General features: G+C 66.5%; 20 protein-coding genes and 3 pseudogenes. 14 read left to right on the top strand and 9 right to left on the bottom strand.

Annotation, left to right across the window (positions count from 1 at the left end; translation table 11 throughout):
- The 5 genes and pseudogenes from TSO5_RS28995 to TSO5_RS28975 all read left to right on the top strand — a co-directional run.
- A pseudogene (locus TSO5_RS28995) lies at window positions 1-156 on the top strand (transposase); the annotation flags it as partial.
- Window positions 157-234: 78 nt separating this feature from the next.
- Entirely contained in the window at window positions 235-948 is a 714-nt protein-coding gene (locus tag TSO5_RS28990) for an IS6 family transposase (RefSeq protein WP_109154854.1), read from the top strand.
- A gap of 40 nt (window positions 949-988) precedes the next feature.
- Window positions 989-1279 carry a winged helix-turn-helix domain-containing protein gene (locus TSO5_RS28985; RefSeq protein ID WP_158282509.1) on the top strand — a complete coding sequence of 97 codons (291 nt, stop codon included), beginning with the start codon at window positions 989-991 and terminating at the stop codon, window positions 1277-1279.
- Window positions 1276-1839: a sensor histidine kinase N-terminal domain-containing protein gene (locus TSO5_RS28980; protein WP_146203856.1), complete on the top strand. Its 564-nt coding sequence runs from the start codon at window positions 1276-1278 to the stop codon at window positions 1837-1839. Before TSO5_RS28985 ends, TSO5_RS28980 begins: the two co-directional genes overlap by 4 nt.
- Window positions 1827-2306, top strand: a complete 480-nt coding sequence (locus tag TSO5_RS28975) for an ATP-binding protein (RefSeq protein WP_158282508.1) — start codon at window positions 1827-1829, stop codon at window positions 2304-2306. The genes TSO5_RS28980 and TSO5_RS28975 overlap by 13 nt, the downstream gene beginning before the upstream one ends.
- A gap of 78 nt (window positions 2307-2384) precedes the next feature.
- On the opposite strand, the gene TSO5_RS28970 is transcribed toward TSO5_RS28975, so the two are convergent.
- Genes TSO5_RS28970 through TSO5_RS28960 form a run of 3 tightly spaced genes read right to left on the bottom strand, consistent with a single transcriptional unit; the run spans window position 2385 to window position 5464 of the window.
- Window positions 2385-3248, bottom strand: a complete 864-nt coding sequence (locus TSO5_RS28970) for a protease modulator HflC (protein ID WP_109154850.1) — start codon at window positions 3246-3248, stop codon at window positions 2385-2387.
- Entirely contained in the window at window positions 3245-4306 is a 1062-nt protein-coding gene (gene hflK, locus TSO5_RS28965) for an FtsH protease activity modulator HflK (RefSeq protein ID WP_247871015.1), read from the bottom strand. The genes TSO5_RS28970 and hflK overlap by 4 nt, the downstream gene beginning before the upstream one ends.
- 57 nt (window positions 4307-4363) lie before the next feature.
- Window positions 4364-5464 (bottom strand): YjbE family putative metal transport protein, encoded by a 1101-nt coding sequence (locus TSO5_RS28960; RefSeq protein ID WP_158282507.1) that lies wholly within the window; start codon window positions 5462-5464, stop codon window positions 4364-4366.
- 547 nt (window positions 5465-6011) lie between these two features.
- On the opposite strand from TSO5_RS28960, the gene TSO5_RS28955 reads away from it, so the two are divergent.
- Window positions 6012-7433 (top strand): cation diffusion facilitator family transporter, encoded by a 1422-nt coding sequence (locus TSO5_RS28955; RefSeq protein WP_109154848.1) that lies wholly within the window; start codon window positions 6012-6014, stop codon window positions 7431-7433.
- A gap of 120 nt (window positions 7434-7553) precedes the next feature.
- A pseudogene (locus TSO5_RS33540) lies at window positions 7554-7712 on the top strand (MgtC/SapB family protein); the annotation flags it as partial.
- On the opposite strand, the gene TSO5_RS28945 reads toward TSO5_RS33540, so the two are convergent.
- The 5 genes from TSO5_RS28945 to TSO5_RS28925 all read right to left on the bottom strand — a co-directional run bounded on the left by TSO5_RS28945 (window position 7694) and on the right by TSO5_RS28925 (window position 11426).
- A complete protein-coding gene (locus tag TSO5_RS28945) occupies window positions 7694-8287 on the bottom strand; it encodes a TRAP transporter small permease subunit (protein WP_109154847.1) in 594 nt (197 codons plus the stop codon). The pseudogene TSO5_RS33540 and the gene TSO5_RS28945 sit on opposite strands and share 19 nt — an antisense overlap.
- A gap of 221 nt (window positions 8288-8508) precedes the next feature.
- On the bottom strand, window positions 8509-8892 hold the full coding sequence (locus tag TSO5_RS28940; RefSeq protein WP_109154846.1) for an EamA family transporter: 384 nt from the start codon (window positions 8890-8892) through the stop codon (window positions 8509-8511).
- Window positions 8892-9245 carry an EamA family transporter gene (locus tag TSO5_RS28935; protein ID WP_109154845.1) on the bottom strand — a complete coding sequence of 118 codons (354 nt, stop codon included), beginning with the start codon at window positions 9243-9245 and terminating at the stop codon, window positions 8892-8894. Before TSO5_RS28935 ends, TSO5_RS28940 begins: the two co-directional genes overlap by 1 nt.
- 25 nt (window positions 9246-9270) lie before the next feature.
- On the bottom strand, window positions 9271-10086 hold the full coding sequence (locus TSO5_RS28930) for a MipA/OmpV family protein (RefSeq protein WP_109154844.1): 816 nt from the start codon (window positions 10084-10086) through the stop codon (window positions 9271-9273).
- Entirely contained in the window at window positions 10083-11426 is a 1344-nt protein-coding gene (locus TSO5_RS28925) for a glutamate-1-semialdehyde 2,1-aminomutase (RefSeq protein WP_247871014.1), read from the bottom strand. Before TSO5_RS28925 ends, TSO5_RS28930 begins: the two co-directional genes overlap by 4 nt.
- 417 nt (window positions 11427-11843) lie before the next feature.
- Here TSO5_RS28925 and TSO5_RS28920 point away from each other — a divergent pair, with 417 nt between their 5' ends.
- The 7 genes from TSO5_RS28920 to TSO5_RS28890 all read left to right on the top strand — a co-directional run bounded on the left by TSO5_RS28920 (window position 11844) and on the right by TSO5_RS28890 (window position 19462).
- Window positions 11844-12569 carry an HAD-IB family phosphatase gene (locus TSO5_RS28920; protein ID WP_158282506.1) on the top strand — a complete coding sequence of 242 codons (726 nt, stop codon included), beginning with the start codon at window positions 11844-11846 and terminating at the stop codon, window positions 12567-12569.
- Window positions 12562-13560: a hypothetical protein gene (locus TSO5_RS28915; RefSeq protein WP_109154856.1), complete on the top strand. Its 999-nt coding sequence runs from the start codon at window positions 12562-12564 to the stop codon at window positions 13558-13560. The genes TSO5_RS28920 and TSO5_RS28915 overlap by 8 nt, the downstream gene beginning before the upstream one ends.
- Window positions 13557-14423, top strand: a complete 867-nt coding sequence (locus tag TSO5_RS28910; RefSeq protein ID WP_109154855.1) for an alpha/beta fold hydrolase — start codon at window positions 13557-13559, stop codon at window positions 14421-14423. The genes TSO5_RS28915 and TSO5_RS28910 overlap by 4 nt, the downstream gene beginning before the upstream one ends.
- Window positions 14416-15579 carry a GNAT family N-acetyltransferase gene (locus TSO5_RS28905; protein ID WP_109154842.1) on the top strand — a complete coding sequence of 388 codons (1164 nt, stop codon included), beginning with the start codon at window positions 14416-14418 and terminating at the stop codon, window positions 15577-15579. Before TSO5_RS28910 ends, TSO5_RS28905 begins: the two co-directional genes overlap by 8 nt.
- 20 nt (window positions 15580-15599) lie before the next feature.
- Complete coding sequence (locus tag TSO5_RS28900) at window positions 15600-17363, top strand: HAMP domain-containing sensor histidine kinase (RefSeq protein WP_247871013.1); 1764 nt, start codon at window positions 15600-15602, stop codon at window positions 17361-17363.
- Window positions 17360-18727, top strand: coding sequence for a sigma-54 dependent transcriptional regulator (locus tag TSO5_RS28895; RefSeq protein ID WP_109154840.1), 1368 nt, complete (start codon window positions 17360-17362; stop codon window positions 18725-18727). Before TSO5_RS28900 ends, TSO5_RS28895 begins: the two co-directional genes overlap by 4 nt.
- Window positions 18728-18853: 126 nt before the next feature.
- Window positions 18854-19462: a phosphatase PAP2 family protein gene (locus TSO5_RS28890; protein ID WP_109154839.1), complete on the top strand. Its 609-nt coding sequence runs from the start codon at window positions 18854-18856 to the stop codon at window positions 19460-19462.
- Between the two features lie 654 nt (window positions 19463-20116).
- Here TSO5_RS28890 and TSO5_RS32840 read toward each other — a convergent pair.
- A pseudogene (locus tag TSO5_RS32840) lies at window positions 20117-20364 on the bottom strand (hypothetical protein); the annotation flags it as partial.

Below are 20364 nucleotides of genomic sequence, written 5' to 3'. Positions count from 1 at the left end.
CATGGCGACGCCGGCGATGCTGGCGCACGTCATCACCAGCCGCTACTGCGATCATCTGCCCTTCTACCGCCAGGCGCAGACCTGGCCCGCAACGGCTTTCCCGTCGACCGCTCGGTTCTGGCGGGCTGGGCGGGACAGGCGTGTTGGTGGCTGGAGGGGTTCCGTTGCAAAGTTTGCCGGCGGGAGGAGATCAGGTAAAACCCGGCCGCTTTCGACGGTTGAGGTGACACGGTGATGCGCAGCAGGAGGAGCCCGTTTAAGGGCCGGCAGTTCACGGCGGAGGTGATCCTGTGGGCGGTGCGCTGGTACCTGCAGTTCCCGATCAGCTACCGCGATCTGGAACGGATGCTGGCCGATCGCGGCGTTGCCGTCAATCACACGACGCTCTACCGCTGGATCCAGGTCTATGCCCCGGAACTGGACAAGCGCCTCCGTCCGCACCTGCGGATGACCACCGGCTCCTGGCGGGTGGACGAGACCTACGTGAAGGTCAAGGGCCGCTGGATGTACCTGTACCGTGCCGTCGATGCCCGCGGGCAGACCATCGACTTCCTGCTCAGCGCCAAGCGGGACACTGCAGCCGCCCGGCGCTTCTTCCGCAAAGCTTTGAAGCAGGCGCACACGGTGAACCCGCGTACCGTGACTGTGGACAAGAACGCCGCGTATCCGAGCGCGACCAAGGCGATGAAGAAAGCCGGAGAGCTGTGGCGTTTCGCCAAGCTGCGCCAAGTCAAGTACCTCAATAATATCGTTGAACAAGATCACCGGCGCATCAAACGGTTGGTCCGGTCGGGGCTCGGCTTCAAGAGCTTCCACACCGCGCGCCGGACGATCGCCGGCTACGAGATCCTGGCGATGGTGCGCAAGGGGCAGGTTGCCGCCATGCCCGCCAACGACATGCCCGCCCAGGCGACCTTCATCGCTAATCTGTTCGGTATTGCTGCCTGATGATGCCGCCGCCGCGGCACTCCGCGTCTGCCGGCAAACTTTGCAACGGAACCCCCTGTCCCGTCAGGTGACGGTGGAGGGAATCCCGCTGGTCACGTCGAAGCGGGAGACCGATCTGCTCGAACAGTTGCTGCGCCGGTCCGGCCGGGTGGTGCCCAAACGGCTGCTCGAGGACGGGCTGTACAGCTTCGACACCGACGTGTCGTCCAATTCCCTGGAGGCGATGGTCTCCCGCCTGCGCAAACGGCTCGCTTCCGTTCCATCGGGCGTGACGATCCATACCTTGCGTGGCGTCGGCAATATGCTGACGGAAGAGGACGACGCAGCTTGATGTCGCCGCCGTCGCTGCTCGGCCGCATCGTCCTGCGGCTGTCCCTGACCACTGCGGTGGCCATCCTGTGCGCTTATGGCTGGATTTGGTACGCCTTCCAATCCACCACGGGCGTCATGCGCGATCAGTCGCTGATCGACACGGCACGCGCCATCGCCCGGTCGATCCACGCCGAAGGCGAGGAACCGGCGCCGCGGATCGACCTGTCGCCGGCCTTGATCGCCTCGTACGTGAATGCCCGTGCCGTCCGCGGGTTCGCGATCCGGGATCGCGACAGCGGTGCAATCCTGTTGGCCGCAGGCGCGGAGGTCGGACCTGTTCCCGAGCATCTGGAGGAGGATGAGGACGGATCGCTCTATCAGTACAATCCCGACGGTCCCGGTCCCGCCAACTTCTTCGGCGAAGCGCTGCCCATCCGGCGGGGCGAATGGCGGCTGGTGGTCCAGGTGGTTCGCCTCGGTACCGATTATCAGGAGTTGATGGACATCATCCTGGTCGATTTCTTCGAGGATGGCTGGCCGGACCGTTCCTGCTGGCGTTGCTCGTCGTGTCGATCCTGACCGTGCGGCAAACGCTCGCGCCGTTGCGCCTGCTTTCGCGCATGGCCCACGCCATCGGCCCCGGCACGACCGCCATGCGCCTGCCGCTGGGCGGTGTTCCGCGCGAGGTGGCGCCGCTGGTTTCCGCAATGAACGACGTGCTCGACCGGCTGGAAGACGGCTTCCGTCTTCAGCGTGAGTTCACCGCCGACGCAGCGCATGAGCTTCGCACGCCGCTCGCCGTGCTGGCCGCCCACATCGACACCCTGTCGGAGCGCTCCGCCGCCAAGGGGTTCTGGCGTGCCGAACGGCGCGGCAGCGGGTCGGGTCTTGGTCTGGCCATCGTACAGCGGACGATGACCGCCCATGGCGGAACGGTGATCGTCGAAGATGCAGTGGACGGTGGGGCCTGTTTCCAGCTGGTCTTTCCCGATCCTCTGCAGACTGCGCCTATGGCAGCGGGCGGAGCACCCCATGTCCGCTCTTAGCCGGGAGCCCCATGCACTCTTCTCCGAAACGCCGCACCGGCATCTGCACTGCCAATTCGGGAGATTGCACCACGGCGGTCAGCGCGGCGGCCCCGACCGGAAAAACTGCAGGAAATCCGTCTCAGGCGTTAGAACCAAGGTTGGTGCGGCGTCGGAGAGGGATTGTCGATATGTCTGAAGAGAGCGGTACAGCTTATAGAATTCGGGATCGTTACCGACCACTTCGGCAAACTGACGGTTGGCTTCCGCATCCGCCTCGCCACGCGTGATGCGGCTTTGGCGTTGAGCTTCCGACAGCAGGACGGTCCGCTCGCGGTCCGCCTTCGATTTGATGAGCTGCTCCCATTCGAATCCCTGGGCGCGCAGTTCCTTCGCTTCGCGCTCGCGTTCCGACTTCATCCGGTCGTAGATGGCCTGACTGGTTTCCGCCGGCAAATCCGCCCGCCTCAGGCGAACGTCGACAACCTCGAGACCGAGCGTATCGCTCTTTTCGGTCACTTCCCGGCGGATCCGATCCGTGACCGCGGCACGCTCTTCCGACAGCAGGACCGGCAGCGACACCTGGCCCAACTCCCGGCGCAGCGATGAGCTGACGATTTGGGACAATTGCGAACGCGCCTGTTCCAGAGTACGCAGGGTTTGGTGATACAGCAGAGGATCGCGAATGCGGAAGCGGGTGTAGGTTTCCACCTCCAGCCTTTTCTGGTCGCCGAGAATGATCTGCTCCGCCGGCGGCTCCAGAGGCATCAGCCGCTTGTCATACAGGACAACCGTATCGACGAAGGGCAGCTTGACCTTGAGACCGGGAGCGGTCTCGATGCCGACCGGCTTGCCAAGGCGGATGAGCAACGCTTCCTGGGTTTCGTCCACCATGTAGAGGCTGCTCGTCAGGAGCCAGCCCGCGAGACCGGCCGTTGCGGCAATCCAGATGCCAAACCTCATCGTGCTCCCTCCTGGGACATGGCTTGAGTTGCCGGCTTGCCTTCGGACAAAGGCATGTAGGGAACGACGCCGGAAACCCCTTTTCCCGATGAATCAATGATGACCTTGGTCGATTTCCTCAAAACCTCATCGACGCTGTCCAGATAGAGGCGCCACGCCGTGACGTCTGCCGCCTGTTTGTAGCTTTGGTGTATTGCCGCGAATTTCTTGGCCTCTCCCTCGGATATGTTTATGGTCTGGGCCTTGTAGGCCTCCGCCTCCTGCTTGATGCGCTCCGCTTCGCCGCGGGCGCGTGGCAGGATGTCATTGCGATAGGCTTCGCCTTCGTTACGGGCACGTTCCTGATCCGCCCGCGCGCGCTGGACGTCGTTGAACGCGTCGATCACCGCATAGGGAGGATCGACCCTTTGAAGCTGGACCTGGGTGATGAAGATGCCGACCTGATAGGAATCCAGCAGGCTCTGCAACTCGACCTTGACCAGATCGGCGATCTGTTGCCGTTTGTCCGACAGTGCGGCCTGGATGGGATGCCGGCTGACGACATCGCGGATGGCACTTTCGGCGGCCACCTTCAAGGTTCCTTCCGGATCGAATACCTTGAAAAGATAGGCCCCCGCATCCTTGATCTGCCAGAACACCGCGGCATCGGCTTCCACGATGTTTTCGTCGCCGGTCAGCATCTGGTTGCGCGCCGCGGGACGGGCGGCGGTCACGATGCCGTCCGTCCGGGTCAACTGAAGCTGGTTGACGCTGGTGACCTTGGGCAGCAGGACCGATTCCATCGGATAGGGCAGATGGTAATGCAGCCCGGGGGTACTGGTTTCCACCCATTTGCCGAACCGAAGAACCACCCCCTGCTCGTCGGGCTGAACCTTGTAAATCCCGGAGGCTCCCCACAGCCCCGCGAACAGCACCGCCACCAGTCCGACATCCCGGCGGGTGCCCCCTGGACGATGTGCAAACTGCCGCATTCTCTCCATGGCGAGTGACAGGAAATCGACCGGTGGCCGGTCGCCGCTCCAGGATCCGTCAGGAGGGGAGGGCTGCGTTTCGGACATTCTGCGATCCTTCATCCAGGCGTTCAAAGGGGCCGGATCGGCCGGTCGACGGCCGCGTTACTGATTGGCCTGTGCCCGAGTGCGGCATTGCGCAACGAGGCGATTGAGGGTTACCGGATCGACACCGCGGTTGGCGGACAGCACCGTCTCCGGACAAGACGGATCGGTGATCGTCTGGCGCGAATGTTCGGTGCTTTGGTGAATGATCGTGAAGGCGCTGCCAAGGGCGCCGATCAGATAAATACCGATTGCGACAGTGATCGCGGACACCGCATAAATGAACAGCTTTACCCTGCTTCCGCTTGACTGCGAAACAGCCGCAGGAACCGCAATCCCGGTTGCCCGGTCCGCAATACCGCCGTAGCGATCCGTGAGTGCCGATTCCGAGTGTATGGTCCAGGCTACCGATGGACCGGAGGCAGGGAGGGAAAATGCCGGAACGGCCATCCGTTTCGCCGGCTTTGCCGGGGCATTCCGTTTCGGTTCCCTGACCATCATCCGACTCTTCGCCCAGACGAAGATCGCCGCCGCCAATGGGGTCGCATAAGCTAGCGCGAATGCTTCCCGGTCGACCCAGCCGGCGATCAAGGGGTCGGAAACGGCGAGATCGCCGGCGATCCACCCAAGCAGGACGCCGCCCGCCGTCACCAACGCGGGGTAACGGTTGACCAGCGCGGTCATGGCCAGGCTGCCTGAGGTCAGCAGGGGAATGCTGAGGCACAGGCCGAACAGCAGAAGCAGCAGGTTTCCATGGGTGACCGCGCTGAGAGCGACGACATTGTCGAGGCTCATCGACGCATCGGCAACCACGATCATGACGATTGCCGCGAACAGGCGCTGTGCCGGATTTGCATCGCCGGTCTCGTCGTCCGCATCGCCGGGCGAGCCGGCCAGTTCGATGGCGATCGCCAGCAGGGCCGCGGCCCCCACCAGCTTGAGGAACGGAACGTACAGCAGCACGGTGACAAGCGCCGTCAGCACGACACGCAGGAGAATGGCCGCCCCGGTGCCGAACAACAGGGCTTGGCGCGCCTGCAACGGTGGCAACCCACGGCAGGCAAGCGCGATGACCACGGCATTGTCGCCACTCAGCAGAAGATCGACGAAGACGATCTTGACCAGTGTGGACAACGCGCCGAACTCGCTGTCGAGCGGCATGCTGAGAACCTCGGACGATAGCAGGCATTGAGGCACCGGCAGGCGTGGCGAACCGGATCGCCGAGCTTCCATCTGCATGCGCTGTTTAGCCAATACCGCCACTTTTGCCGGAGGGGATCATCGGCCGCGAATGAATACATCTTCATGAACTGATTTTAAAATTTAGACGCTATACAGTGCAGTATCGAGAGCCATCGCAGTCCTCGTTGCCGCTGGCAAAATATGACCGTGACGCTTTTATGAAGAGCGAGAACGGGCGCTCCCGCTCTTGATCTTGTCCGGCCGGGGGAGTAGAGGAGCGGCATCCTCACCGCATGATCGATCCTGTCCGCCCGACCAGCCGGGCCGGCGGCCGGATCGAAGAGGCAAGAGATGGAAAGCCCCAGCAGTCGATCTACTCCCATACCCTTGAGGACGCCGTTCGCGGGCTGATCTCTTGCAGAGATCCACCCGCGGCCCGTCGTCTTCGAACCGATCAGAGGTGGACCATGGTGACGCTCTTCACCAGCCGGGTTTCTGTGCGCCGCCGCCCCCGGGGGAGACGAGAATGAGCAGTGAAAAGGAAACCGTGGCGCTCGGCTCCATTCTGGCCAGCGGGGCGATGACGGTGGGCAAGTTCGGCGTCGGGCTGTCCACCGGCAGCCTCGGGCTGCTGTCGGAAGGGCTGCACAGCCTGCTCGACCTCGGTGCCACGGTGATGACGTGGTTCGCCGTGCGGGTCAGCGACAAGCCGGCGGATGCCGGGCACCCCTACGGCCACGGCAAGATCGAAAGCGTCGCCGCACTGGCGGAGACCGGGCTGCTGTTCCTGACCAGCGCCTGGATCGCCTACGAAGCGGTCCGCCGCCTGATCGACGGCGGGGTCGAGGTCGAGGCGACTTGGTGGTCGGTCGCGGTGGTGGTGGTCTGCATCGCCGTCGATGCCTACCGTGCGCGCGAACTGTCGCGCGTCGCCAAGGAAACCCGCAGCCAGGCGCTGGAAGCCGACGCACTGCATTTCTCCTCCGACATCCTGAGTTCGGCGGTCGTGCTGATCGGGTTGGGGCTGGTGTGGCTCGGCTATCCCAAGGGCGATGCGCTGGCGGCCATCGGTGTGTCGGTCTTCGTCTGCCATGCCGGCTATCAACTCGGTCGGCGGACCATCGACACGCTGATCGATGCGGCACCGGCCGGCACGGCGGACCGGGTCGAGGCGGTGGTGAGGGACCTGCCGGGCATCGCCGGGGTCCAGCGCGTGCGGGTCCGCCCGGCCGGCAGCGTGCTGTTCGTCGACCTCGACCTTCTGGTCGGACGGACCCTGACGCTCGACGCCGCGGCAGCGCTCCGCGAGCGGGCAATCGGGGCCGTCCAGGCCGAGATGTCCGAGGCCGAGGTTACCGTCGCCACCCATCCGTTGGCGCTCGACGACGAGACGGTGATGGACCGGGTGGCGGTGCGCGCCGCCGGGCTGGGGCTGGCCGTCCACCATGTCACCGTCCAGCGGGTGAACGGGCGTCTGGCGGTGGGTTTCGACCTGGAGGTCGACGGCTCGCTGCCGATCGAGGCGGCGCATGCGCTGTCCTCGCGGCTGGAGGCTTCGATCCGGGAGGAACTGGGCACCGACATCGAGGTCGAGAGCCATATCGAGCCGTTGCAGGACAACGCCCTGACCGGTGTGGATGCCGAACCGGAACTGCTGCGGGCCATCAGGGCGCATCTGTCGGCATCCCTTCCCATCGCTGGTCCGCTGCGGGATGTCCACAATCTGCGGGTTCGCCGCAGCGCCGCCGGTCTGGTGGTGACGTTTCACAGCCATGTGGTGCCGGGGACGACCGTCGTGGCGGTTCATGACGCAATCGACGTCCTGGAACGCGACCTGCGTGGCCGCTGGCCGGACATCGTCCGGGTCATCGGCCACTCCGAGCCTGATCACGATGGACAGCCTGTGCCAAGCGATCCGCAGGGCGGGAGGGTGACGGATGCAGCTTGACCTGTCCGATGCCGCCGTGGCCGCCACACCTTCGTCCGCTTCGCCCTTGCCTTCGTTGTGGGGGCGCTGATCGGCTTCAAACGCCAGTACCAGTAGCGGACCGCCGGGCTGCGCACCAACGTGCTGGTCGCCGTTGGGGCGGCCGCCTTTGCCGAGATCGGCATGCGGCTGCTCGGCCCCGAGGGGGCGACGCGGATCGTCGCCTATGTGGTGTCCTGCATCGGCTTCCTCGGTGCCGGCGTCATCATGAAGGAGCGGACCTATGTCCGGGCCCTGAACACCGCGGCAACATTATGGTTTTCGGCGGCGGTGGGTGCCTGTTCGGGGGGCGGCGCCAGCGCCACCAGCAGTCCCCCGTCCAGCCCGCCGGCCGCCACCCCCACCGCGGCGGCGGACAGCGACATGCCGATCAGCACCATCCAGGCCGGCAGACCGGTCGTCAGCAGCGCCGCGACCAGCACCAGCATCGCCAAGCCGGCAGCTTCCATGCTCAGCTCCTCCCGCGGGCGGTGTCGAGCCCGGGCCTGGGCCAGGGTCAGCAGGGCCATCAGCCAGGCGCTGGCCTTTACGATGAAGTGGCCGGGATTGAAGGTGTCGGGAAAGGTTTGCAGTTGAAGGACGGAGCGGGACACCATGCCCCAGCCGGTGACCAGGATGAACAGCGACCAGGGAACCAGCACCAGGAGGGCGCCCAGGGCGTTCATCCGCGACCGCAATGCCTGCGGCAGCCGGCGGCCCAGACTGTCGGCAGCGAGATGCGTGCCGGCCCGCGTGGCATAGGGAACGGCCATCGAGACGTAGAGTGCGAACAGCCACTGGGCCAGATCGTTGGCCTCGTGCGAATAGGCCTGCAAGAGGTCGCGCAGCGGCCATTGCGGAACAGCAGCAAGGTGACGGCGAAGACCAGCCAGCGCCCCATCCCGACGATCCGGCCGAGCAGCCGGTCGGCCTTTAACAGCAGGGAGCCGGGCGGGATGGGCGGCGGGTGGTGTCCAGGTGTCATCGCATCCGAATGGCTGGTGGCTTTGAATAAAACAATCCGTACCGCGCAGGCTTTACAAGCGGTGAATTTACGTCAGATCCCCGGCTCCGATTCGGACTCCTCCAGGGCGAGGCACAGGATTCCCGCCAGGATCGCGGCGGCGCCGACCATCTGCGGCCAGCCGATGGCCTCGTGGAACAGCAGGGCGGCCAGCGGCATCACCGCCACCACCTCCAGATGGGACGCGGCGAAGGCGGGGCCGATGGGGGCATGCTTGAGCAGCGACATCCAGGTGACGAAGGCGCCGAGATAGCCGAGAAAGGCCAGATAGAGCACCGGCTCTGCCAGCACGCGCAGGATCCAGGCGGTGTCGGGCGACATCGGCAGGGCGGCAAGCGCCGCCGCCTTGAAGCTGAGCTGCCCCATCACGTCGAAGCCGAGCAGGCACAGGAAGCCGAAGGCGATCCCGCGGCGCATCAGCTTCCCGCCCCCACCGCGGTCACCCCGGCGGCGATCAGCAGGATGCCGGCGAAGCGCAGGCGGGTGATCCGCTCGCCGAACAGCAGCCGTCCGGCGGCCATCACCAGCACGATGTTGATCGAGCCGAGCAGAACCCCGGTGGACAGCGGCACCAGCGACAGGAAGGCGAGCCACGCGAAGAACTCGACGACGAAGCAACCGATCCCGGCCCACAGCCAGGGGCCGGCCGCCATGCCCCGCCAGCGCGCCCAGCCGTCGCCGGGATGGCCGGCGGCGGCCTTGAAGGACAGCTGTCCCAGCGTGTCGCAGAGCATGTTCACCAACCAGGCGATCATGGCGAGCCCGGTCATGGACGTAACCTCACGGGCGACACCCTCATGGCGTGAAGACAAGGAACAGGCCGCTGGACAGCTGGCTGCCGCGGCCCCCGTCCCGCAGGATCGGGGAGTTGGAGGCGCTGCCGACCAGCCGGCCCCAGCTGGCGAAACCTCGCACCGACCAGCGGTCGATCAGCGTCACTGCACCGTTGGCCTCCAGCCCCGCCAAATCGATGCCGGCATGCGGGCTGAAGCCGTCGAGGCCGGTCGCCGCCGCCTGCCCGGCGTCCACGCCGAAATTCCGTTGCAGGTAGGACTGGTTGGCCGCCTTGACGAAGGGCCCCAGGGAAAAGCCCTGCTGGTCCGCCGGATCGCCCAGCGGAAGCGACAGGGCGGCATGGGCTTCCAGAACGGCGCCGCGCCGGCCGTGCCTGACCTCCTCCGTCCCGATGAGATCGAGCGAGACGGGGCCGCTCTCGACCGTCGCGAAGCCACCCAGCTCGGCGGTGTCGGACAGCCCGTTCAGGCCGCGCAGCCGGGCCGGCAGGGACCGGCTGGACCGTCCCGGCTGGTAGCGGCCGATGGCGCCCAGGCTGAGGACGCCCTCGTGCAGGACCGTCACCCGGATCCCATCGAGCGAGTCGATGGCGAGGCTTTTTCCGAACTCCGCACTGAAATAGGGGGTTGCCGACCAGTCGGTGCGCGCGGCTCCCGGATAGGCGGGCTGTGCGACCACCCCGGCGCCGAGCGCCAGGGTGGGGCCGCCCGCCGCCGGTTCTGTAGTGGCACCGTCGGCGAACGCCGCCTCGGGCAGTCCGGCCGCCACCCCGGTCAGGGCGGCGGCGGCCAGGGCGCAGGCTGTCAGCCGGTTCACGCGACCATCATTTCGGTGAGCGTCTCGCGGGCAGCCGCCAGCGTCTGATCGATGTCCTCCTCGCTGTGGGCGAAGGAGACGAACAGGTTCTCGTAGGCGCCGGGATGGAACAGCACGCCGCGGCCCAGCATCCCTTCCCACCAGCGGCGGAAGGCGTCGTGGTCGGCATGGCGGACGGCGTCGCGGTAGTTGCGGATCGGCTTGTCGGCGAACCAAAGCTGGAAGACGGGGCCGAGGCCGACGACATGGGCGGGGATGCGCAGGTCGCGGACCAGCCGGTCCAACCCTTCGCGCAGCCGGTCGGAGACGGAATAGAGCCGCTCGTACATGCCCGGCTTCGCCAGCTCGTCCAAAGTGGCGTTGGCGGCGGAGACCGCGATCATGTTGGCGTTGTAGGTTCCGGCAATCGACACGGTACCGTTCTCGACCAGCGCCATCACGTCGCGCCGCCCGCCCATCGCCGCCACCGGGAAGCCGCCGCCCAGCCCCTTGGCGAAGACCGACAGGTCGGGGGTGATGCCGTAATGGCTCTGGGCGCCGCCCAGCGCGATGCGGAAGCCGGTGATGACCTCGTCGAGGATCATCAGGACGCCATGCTTGTGCGTCAGCTCGCGCATGGCCTCCAGATAGCCCGGCTCGGGCAGGATGCAGCCGGTGTTGCACATGATCGGCTCGCTCAGCACCGCGGCGACCTGGTCGCCCTCGCGCTCCAGCGTGCTGCGCAGGGCCTCAACGTCGTTCCATGGCAGGATGATCAGGGACTCGCCGACGCCGCGGGGCAGGCCCGGCCCCTGCGGCACCGCCACCGGGGCGTCGTCGCGGCCGGCGGCGTCCAGTTTCGGGTGCTTGCTCCAGTAAACCCCGTCCGAAAAGCCGTGATACATCCCTTCGAAGCGAATCAGCTTGTGGCGCCCGGTGAAGGCACGGGCGAGGCGGACGGCATAGAGCACAGCCTCCGTTCCGGTGTTGCACAGCCGGACCCGCTCCAGGCCCGGTACGACGGCGACGATCTTCTGGGCCAGCGTGATCTCGTCGGCGCTGGGCAGGGCGAAGACGGTGCCGCGCTGTTCGATGCAATCGACCACGGCCCTGGTGACGGCGGGCGGACGATGGCCGAGCAGCATCGGCCCGAGCCCCAGGAGATAATCGATGTATTCATTGCCGTCGGCGTCGGTCACACGCGATCCGGTTCCCCGCTCCACGAACAGGGGATAGGGATCCCAGCCGGACCAGGTGGCGCGGGCCGTGCTGTTGACACCGCCCGGAATCAGGCCGCGGGCCTGCTCGAACAGGGCCGCGCTCCGTCGGGTGCGGTCCGGCTGCTGATAGCTTGACGTCATCGAAAGATTGCCTGCTGTGGCCAATTGATGGATCGCCGGCGGAGACCGGCCAGCCCGCCTCTGCATCCGCCGTTCCACCTTGACCGCCACCGTCGCGACGGATGGTGCCGTCCGCCGCCCGCCGTGCCCCCCGGATGCCCTCGATCCCTTGCGGTGCAAGGACCGCAGGGGTTCCGACCGCCGCGCCGTATCAAGGATGCCGGGCAACGGAAAGCGGCGCCTTGACGGCTGCCGAAACCATCAAAACTCGGGGGAAGCTACAAAATTTGTAGCTCGTGGTCCGGTGGGAGACGGATGGCCGGTGACGCAAAGCCAGAGCTTACAGCCATCTCCCTGCTCCTGGCCCGCCGCTTGCTATCGGGAGGGTTGGCGACGCCGGCCCACCGCCAGGCGTGCGGACAACGGAACACCATCGCCTTGCACCAGCCGATTTCCCTGTTCATCGACTTCGATGGCACGATTTCCCGCGAGGATACCACCGACCTGATCCTGCAACGCTTCGCCGATCCCGGCTGGGAGGCGGTGGAGGATGCCTGGGCCAGTGGCAAGATCGGCTCGCGCGACTGCATGGCCCGGCAGGTCGCGCTGCTGCGCGCGCTTCCGGCCGACCTCGACGGCTTTGCCGGCGGGATCGAGGTCGATCCGGATTTTCCAGCCTTCATGGCGCTCTGCCGCCGGCGCGGGTTGGCGGTGACTGTCCTGTCGGACGGGCTGGACCGTGTGGCGCGCAGCGTGCTGCGGCGGCTGGGGTTCGATGTGCCGGTCCTGTCGAACCGCTTGCGCTGGCAGGGCGGCGACCGCTGGCAGCTGGAGTTTCCCCATGCCCGGCCGGACTGCGCGAGCGCGGCCGGGAACTGCAAGTGCAGCCGCTTTTCCGCTTCCGTGGTGAAGGTGGGCCCCAAGCTGTCGGATGGCCGCATTGCCGCGCTGGTCGGCGACGGCCGGTCAGATTTCTGTGCGGCCGAGCAGGCCGATGCGGTGTTCGCCAAGGGCCGGCTGGCGGCCCACTGCGACCGGTCCGGCATTCGTCACACCGCCTTTTCCGGCTTCGGCGACCTTGCCCCGCTTTTCGAGGACTGGCTGGAGCGGGTCCGTCCTGCGGCCGCCGGCGAGGTTCCGAATGGGCTTCGTCACCATGCCTGACGCTCCCCTCGGCCGTCCGGCGCCCGATGCCGGGACAGCGCCGGTGCGATCCCTGCTGATCGATCTGGACGGTTCGCTGATGCCTCTGCCCGGCATGCAGCGGCGTCTCGCCGGCGGATCGATGACGCGGATCGGTGCGCGCGACCTCGCGTCCCGGCTGCGTATCGTCGCGGGAAAGGCGGCGTTGTCGAGCCTGCGCCAGCGGATCGCCGCTGCATTTCCGATCGCCGACGGTCCGCCGCCGCTGATCTTCTACGGTTCGGGCGACTTTCATCATCTTGCGACCCTGTTCCTTGAAGCGCTGTCCGGTCCCGTCCTGGTGCTGCACATCGACAACCATCCCGACTGGACGGGGTGGCCGGCGACCTCGAATTGCGGCGCCTGGGTCAACTGGGCTTTGGAACTGCCGTCGGTGCACCGGATCGTCACCGTCGGCCCGGCCAGCGACGATTTCATCCGCCCGCAATTGGCCTTCGCGAATTTGGAGGCGATCCGCCAGGGCAGGCTGGAGGTGCATCCCTGGCGCGCGGCGCCAAGCCGTGTGTGGGGTCGGCCGGTGGAGGGGCCGGGCTGTGCGACCCGCAACGGGCGCATCGTCTGGCAATGCCTGGAAGGGCGGTCCTGGGCCGAGGTGGTGGACGGGTTCGATGCCCGGCTTCCACTTTTGCCGCTGTGGGTTACTCTCGACAAGGATGCGCTGATCCCAGCGGAGGCGGTCACGAACTGGGACCAGGGCGGCCTGATGCTGGACGCGGTGCTGGCGCTGGTGCGGCGGCTGGCCGGTCGCCGGCGGATTCTCGGCATGGACGTCTGCGGCGATTATTCGCGCCCCATCTTCTCCGATCCTTTCCGCGCCCTACTGTCGGCGGCAGACCGGCCGCGTCTGCCGGAACCCGATCCCCGCACCGCGGCGGCGATCAACGACACCACCAACATTCGGATCATGCAGGCCGTCGACGAGATGGCGGCGATGGGGCTTTGGACATCATGACGGCGGACCGGACGATCTTTCTGCAAGGGGCCGGCATCGGCCGGCACCGTCCGGGCATGCTGCTGGTCCATGGGCTGGGCGGCACGCCGGTGGAACTGAAGACCCTGGGCCGCCGGTTGCAGGAGGCCGGGATCACCGTGCTGTGCTGCCAGCTCGCCGGTCACTGCGGCACCGCGGAGGATTTGACGGCGACCGGCTGGCGTGACTGGTATGCCAGCGTGGAGGCCGGGCTGAACCGGCTGGAGAAGAGTTGCGATCTGGTGACCGTCGGCGGATTATCGATGGGGGCCCTGCTCGCCGCCCGTCTGGCCTGGGCGCAGCCCCAGCGCGTGCAGGGCCTCGTCATGCTGGCGCCGACGCTGTGGTATGACGGCTGGGCGATCCCCTTCTACAGCTTTCTTTTGAAGCTGGTGATCCACCTGCCCTTCGGTGAGCGCTACGCCTTCGTCGAGCGGGAGCCTTACGGCGTGAAGGATCCGCGCATCCGGGCGCTGGTGCTGCGGGCGATGCAGAGCGGCGATCCCAACGGCGCCGGCCTGCTGTCCACCCCTGCCGTCGCCATCCGGGAAATGTGGCGCCTGACGGCGGAGCTGCGCCCGCTGCTGCCCGACATCCGGCAGACGACGCTGCTGGTCCATGCGCGGGAGGACGACACCGCCGGCCTGTCCAACGCCTTCCATCTGCAAAAGCGTCTGGGCGGACGGGTGGAGGCGCTGATCCTGGAGGATTCCTACCATCTGGTGACCGTGGACCGGCAGCGGGATCTCGTCGCCCGGCGCACCGCCTCGTTCGTCGCCGCGCTCGCTGCCGGTCCGGATGCCGCCCTGCACCTCCACCAGACGGGGGAGGGCGGCAATGGCTGAGCATGGCGGATTGCAGGCCCGGATCGTTCCAGGCATCGCGGCGCTGCCGGCCGACGGCTGGGCGTCCGGCCAACCGGGGGAGGCCGAAGGCTGGGACTATTACCGCGCCTGCGGCAATGATCTGGCGGCCGCGGTCTTCGACGAGCGGGGCCTCGTCCTCGGCCTTCCGCTCTTCCGCATGGAATATCGGCTCGATACGCCCTTTCAGGGGCGGCTAGCCGCGGTCGGACGGCTGCTCGACTGCTGCTTTCCCCGGTTGATGCGCTGGGGAATGCTGGGCGTCGGCTCGCCCCTGGCGGAGCGCTGCCATCTGTCGGTCCGGCCGGGGCTGACTCCCGAGGAGCGCGCCGGCGCCGTCGACGCGATGCTTGCCCTGCTGGAGGAAGAGGCGGCACGCTCGGGCGCCCTGCTGATCGTGTTCAAGGATGTATCGATGCCCGAAGCGGATTGGCTGGCGCCGCTGCTGGCCGGCCGGCGCTTCACCGCTGTCCCCGGGCTGCCGGTGGCTTTGCTCGATCTGGCCGGCCTCGACGAAGCCGGCTATCTCGCCACCCTTTCGGCGGCGACCCGCAAGGATCTGCGCCGGAAGCTGAAAAGCCGGGCGGCGATCAGGGTGGAGCATCGCGACCGGATCGACGACGTGGCCGACCGGATCGAGGCCCTCTATGACAGCACGCGCACCAACAGCCAGCTGCGTTACGGCGAGTTCGAGGACCTGCCGAAGGGCTATTTCCGTGCCGTGACGGAGGCCATGCCCGGACAGGTCGAATTCGTGCTGTACTGGGTTGGGGAACATCTGGCCGCTTTCAACCTCCTCTTCGTCCAGCAGGGCAGGGTGATCGACAAGTTCCTCGGCATGGCTTATCCCTTAGCGCGCGACCACAATCTCTATGCGGTGAGCTGGATGGAGAACGTGCGCTGGGCCATCGGGACCGGACGGACGACGCTGCAGACGGGGCAGACCGCCTATGCCGCGAAGCTGCGCTTTGGAAGCGCGCTGGTTCCGTCCACTAATTACGTGCGCTGCCGGAACCGCCTGCTCGACCGGATCATCCGCCTCGCCGCTCCCTGGCTGGCCTTCGACCGCTGGGATCCCGACCTGCGCTTTCGGCGTGACCGGGAGGCGGACCGGTCGCAACGGCCGGCGTCGCCATGACGGCGGGCGGGGGAGAAACGGTGCCGAAGTCCTGCCACGGGGGCAAGCGCGCCTATTCGATGTTCGGTGCCATCACTTTGCGCTGGCGGCTGGTCATCGCTTTCCTGTCGGTGAGCACATTTCCCGTGCTCGTCGCCAGCCTCGTTATGGCGGATCTCGTTTCCGGCCTGTTCGGCGAGAACATGGAGCGCTGGCTTCAGGACGCGGCGATCTTCGTCACCCAGCGTTCGGCCGACGAGCAGAACGAAGCGAGGCAGGCGGCATCCATTGTCGCTGCCAGTCTGGCCGCCGATGGGGGCAACCTCGACAAGAAGCTGATGGAGATGTCCACCGGCCTGCTGACCTCGGTCGGGTACGATGCCGTCGCGGTCTATCGCGGCGATGGGCAGATCCTGTTCGCCCATGGCATGCTCGGCGACGGGGCGTGGCTGCCGCGCCGGCAGCGCAGCCGCTTCTTCGTCGTCGACGACGGTGGCCATCCGGTTCTGCTTCTTGGATCGGCCAAGCGGCTCCAGCATGAGGGGCAGACCTATTTCGTCTTCGTCGGCGACCGCTGGGACGGGACGATGATCAACATCGCCGGCGCCAGCCCGTCGCTGAAGGTCCAGGTGTTCGCAATTTCCGACGGGAAGGCCGCCGCCGTCAGCACCGGCCGTGACGAGGACGTCCAGCTTCCGCCGTCCGTTCTGGACCGGCTTGCCGCCGGGGCGCACAGCGTCACCGCCAGGATGTTCGCGTCGGACAGTTTCGCCACCGGCTTCGCTGCCCTGCGCGACACCGACGGCAGCCTCATGGGGGTGGTCGCCTGCCGCATCTCGGATCAGGTCTCCCTGCTGTCCCACGTCCGCACGTTAGAGCTTTTCGTCCTGCTGGTGGCGGTCGCGGGCATGATCTCCCTGATAGTCGCCCTGTCCCTGTCCAAGCTGATCTCCCGCCCGCTCAACAGCCTGACCCAGGCCCTGCGCCGCGTGCATGAAGGCGATTACGCGGCACGCGTGCCGGTCCGGGGCGGCCGGGAACTGGAACAGCTCGCCGTCGGCTTCAACGGCATGACGGAGCAGCTCGATACGCTGCGGCAGCGCGAGGAGTTGGTGCGGCGGCGCGAGAAGCTGGCGATCCTGGGCGAGGCGGCGGCGGTGATCGCGCACGAAATCCGCAATCCGCTGGGCATCATCAAGACCTCCAGCCAGGTTCTGCGCATGAAGTCGCAGCCGCCGGCGGCGACCGACCGGCTGATCGGCTTCGTGCTGGACGAGGTCGGCCGCATGGAGGCGCTGGTGCAGGAACTGCTGGACTACGCCCGGCCAAAGACCGCCCTGCGGCAGGCCGTCGACCTCGCCGCCGAGCTGCGCGACGTTCTGGAATTCACCGCCGGCGAGATGGCCCGCCGGAGCATCGTTCCGCAGGTGGAGTTGCCGGCGGGACGGCTCGCGGTGCAGGGCGACGCCGCCCAACTGCATCAGGCGCTCATCAACATTCTGCTGAACGCGATGGAGGCGATGCCCGAGGGAGGAACGCTGACCGTGACGGCCCTGCAAGAGGGGGACGAGGTGGTCGTCAGTGTCGGCGACACCGGGGTCGGAATTCCGGAAGACCTGCGCGACCGCATCTTCGAACCCTTCGTGACGACCAAAAGGCGGGGAACCGGCCTGGGGCTGGCGCGCGTTCAGGACATCCTGGAACGCCATGGCGGAAGCATCCGCTTCGTCAGCGCGGCCGCCGCCGGCAGCACCTTCGTCCTCCGGCTGCCCCTGATGCCCGAGATTGAGGAGGAGCGACCGTGATCCTTATCGTCGACGATGAAGTCCGGCTGGCGGAAGTGACGGCGGTGGCCCTGCAAGCCCGTGGATTTCCGGTACACTTCGTCGACTCCGCCACGGCCGCCCTGGCCTGGCTGGAAGACAACCGGGTCAGCCTGATCCTGACCGATCTGCGCATGCCGGGAATGGATGGACGCGCGCTTCTCGCCGCGCTCCAGTCGGCTCGGCCGGAGATTCCGGTGGTGATCGTCACCGCCTACGCCTCCGTCCCCGATGCGGTGGCGCTGGTCCGCGAGGGTGCCTTCGATTACATCTCCAAACCCTTCGAGATCGACGATCTCGTCGCGACCATCGAACGCGCGCTGAGGCTGAAGGAAACTGAGGCCGACAACCGGCGTCTGCGCGAAGAGCTGCGGGAAAAATACGATTTCGGCAGCCTCGTGGGGACCAGCGACCCGTTCCGGGCGGTCCTGCGGCAGATCACGGAGGTCTGCGACAGTCGAGCGACCGTCCTGCTCCAGGGCGAGAGCGGCACCGGAAAGGAACTGGTGGCCCGCGCCATCCATGACAACAGCCAGCGGTGCAACAAGCCCTTCATCGCGGTAAACTGCGCGGCGATTCCGGAAAATCTGCTGGAAAGCGAGCTGTTTGGTCATGTGAAGGGGGCCTTCACCGGAGCGGTCGCCAATCGCGAGGGGCGCTTTTCCGCTGCGGATGGCGGAACGCTCTTCCTGGACGAAATCGGCGACATGCCGCTTGCGCTGCAGGTGAAGGTGCTGCGCGCGATCCAGGAGCAGAGCTTCGAGATGGTGGGCAGCACCAGAACCGTGACCGTCGATGTCCGGTTCATCGCGGCCTCCCATCGCGATCTTCGCCGCGAGGTCGAGCGCGGGGCCTTCCGTGAGGATCTGTATTACCGCCTGAACGTGTTTCCGATCCGTCTTCCGGCTTTGCGGGAGCGCACCGGCGATCTGGAGGATCTGGCCGGCCATCTCCTTGCCCGTCACGCGAAAGCGATGGGCAAACGGCTGACGGGCTTCAGCCGTCCGGCGCTGTCGGCGATGACGGCCTATCACTGGCCGGGAAACATCCGCGAACTCCAGAACTGCGTGGAGCGCGCGGTCATCGTCGCCCGGGGCGCGATGGTCGAGGTGAACGACCTGCCGACCTACATCTTCGAGGACCGACCGCCGCCGGCCCGGGCCGCCGGACTGCCCACCGACCTGGATGCCGAACTGGAGCGGATCGAACGCAAGTTCCTCACCGATGCCTTGCAGGAAAGCGATGGTATCCAGGCCGATGCCGCCAAGCGGCTCGGCATCACGGAGCGGAGCCTGTGGCACCGGGTGAAGAAATTCGGCATCCGGGTCCGCAAACATATGGACTGATTGCAATCCCCGTCACTCTCCCAGGTTCAGCCGAACGTTTTGGCCGTTTGCGTCCACACACGCGCAAGCGTCACGGCCATTTGTTTGCCCTGCCTGTCATCGAATCGAAACGATCGGACCCCGCTTATGGAAGCTCTCAACCAACATCTGTTCCTTCTGCTGAACGCTCCCCCCGATCCGCCGGCCGGGCTTCTCATGCTGGCGCGTTTTCTGGCGGACGACGTGGTGATGCTGGTCGCGGCCCTGGTCGCGGCGCTGTGGGTGTGGGGACGGCGCGATGGACGCGCCGTCCTGGTCGGTGCCGGCTGCGCCCTGCTGACGGCGGCGCTGGTCAACGCGGCGATTGGCGCGCTCTGGCATCATCCGCGCCCCTTCATGATCGGATTGGGGCATCAGCTGATCCCGCACGCCGCAAATTCATCCTTCCCCAGCGACCACGCGACCTTCATGTGGACGATCGGGATCAGTCTGCTGCTGCGAGGAGCCTGGCAGCGGCTAGGCTGGGGGATGATGGCCTTTGGGGTCGGCGTCGCATGGGCGCGCATCTATCTTGGCGTTCACTTTCCTGTGGACATGGCGGGTGCATTTCTGGTCTCCGCCACCTCATCGCTGCTGGTCCTTCCGGCACGTCCCATCGTCGACCGGGTGCTGACGCCGGCCATCGTCCGGCTTTACGAAGGTGCCGTGCGGCGGCTGCATCTGCCCAACGCCCTGTTCCCGCTGGACCGCAAGTGAGAGCATGGCGGCAACATGCTCTCGAAACGCTTGGGGTCGGGGCCGGATCGAGCTTGGTGCAAAAAGGCCGGACTGGTGGCTTTCGACAAGGTGGACAAGTAGAGCGGGACGCAGCGTGTTGCACGGAGGTGGCGGATGTCAGGGTTCGCCCTTATCCTGCCATTGCTCAGGCAAGGCGGACAGACTCCGGGCGTCCGAGATCGAGCATGCGATTGAGGACGAACACGCCGATGGCGACCTCGGTAGCCTGGGCCTGATCGGTGTGGAAGCGCAAGCCATCGCCAAGAATCTGCGTCCAGCGTCCGATCTTGCCCTCGACACAAACTCTCTGATTGTTGTTGCTGGTCCGTCGCCAACGTCACACTGGTGCCCCTGCCACCCTACAGTCCCGAGTTGAACCCCGTGGAGCGCGTTTGGCTGTACCTGCGCGAGCGCTTCATCTCCCACCGGCTCCTGGACGACTACGACGCCGTCGTCCAAGCCTGCTGCGACGCCTGGAACGCCCTCACCGCCACGCCAGGGCGCCTACGCTCCCTAACCAACTACCCGTGGCTCCCATGTGTCAATGCTTAGGCTCGGCGGTATCAGTGGCGATCGGAGCGGCTCTGTTGCAAATTTTGATAGCGGGCGCGGAAAGCCGCGGAGGCCGAGTCTTTAGGCTGCCATCCTGAACAGGCTGGCAATGAAGGACGCCCGGGAGGGCATGTCGTTGGCGGGAATTGCCGTGACCTGTCCTTTGCACACCATCGCCAGGATCTCGTAGCCGGTGATCGTCCAGCGTGCGGTGTGGAAGCTCTTGAACCCGAGCCCCGGCCGGATCAGCGTAAGCGGAGCGTGATCGCACCGGATCAGGCGTTGACGGCGGGCTTCCAGTTCCAGGGGAGCAGATCGGCAAGGCGTGC

The organism is Azospirillum sp. TSO5 (assembly GCF_003116065.1).
In the GTDB taxonomy this organism is placed as follows: Bacteria; Pseudomonadota; Alphaproteobacteria; order Azospirillales; family Azospirillaceae; genus Azospirillum.
This window is presented reverse-complemented; position numbering and strand designations above follow the sequence as displayed.

Bases quoted from the DNA above. Each gene is read 5' to 3' on its own strand.
- TSO5_RS28890 (WP_109154839.1), top strand. From the start codon at position 18,854: ATGGAAGCTCTCAACCAACATCTGTTCCTTCTGCTGAACGCTCCCCCC.
- hflK (WP_247871015.1), bottom strand. From the start codon at position 4,306: ATGTCCGAAACGCAGCCCTCCCCTCCTGACGGATCCTGGAGCGGCGAC.
- TSO5_RS28935 (WP_109154845.1), bottom strand. From the start codon at position 9,245: ATGACCGGGCTCGCCATGATCGCCTGGTTGGTGAACATGCTCTGCGAC.
- TSO5_RS28955 (WP_109154848.1), top strand. From the start codon at position 6,012: ATGAGCAGTGAAAAGGAAACCGTGGCGCTCGGCTCCATTCTGGCCAGC.
- TSO5_RS28915 (WP_109154856.1), top strand. From the start codon at position 12,562: ATGCCTGACGCTCCCCTCGGCCGTCCGGCGCCCGATGCCGGGACAGCG.
- TSO5_RS28910 (WP_109154855.1), top strand. From the start codon at position 13,557: ATGACGGCGGACCGGACGATCTTTCTGCAAGGGGCCGGCATCGGCCGG.
- TSO5_RS28925 (WP_247871014.1), bottom strand. From the start codon at position 11,426: ATGACGTCAAGCTATCAGCAGCCGGACCGCACCCGACGGAGCGCGGCC.
- TSO5_RS28990 (WP_109154854.1), top strand. From the start codon at position 235: ATGCGCAGCAGGAGGAGCCCGTTTAAGGGCCGGCAGTTCACGGCGGAG.
- TSO5_RS28970 (WP_109154850.1), bottom strand. From the start codon at position 3,248: ATGAGGTTTGGCATCTGGATTGCCGCAACGGCCGGTCTCGCGGGCTGG.
- TSO5_RS28960 (WP_158282507.1), bottom strand. From the start codon at position 5,464: ATGCCGCTCGACAGCGAGTTCGGCGCGTTGTCCACACTGGTCAAGATC.
- TSO5_RS28940 (WP_109154846.1), bottom strand. From the start codon at position 8,892: ATGCGCCGCGGGATCGCCTTCGGCTTCCTGTGCCTGCTCGGCTTCGAC.
- TSO5_RS28905 (WP_109154842.1), top strand. From the start codon at position 14,416: ATGGCTGAGCATGGCGGATTGCAGGCCCGGATCGTTCCAGGCATCGCG.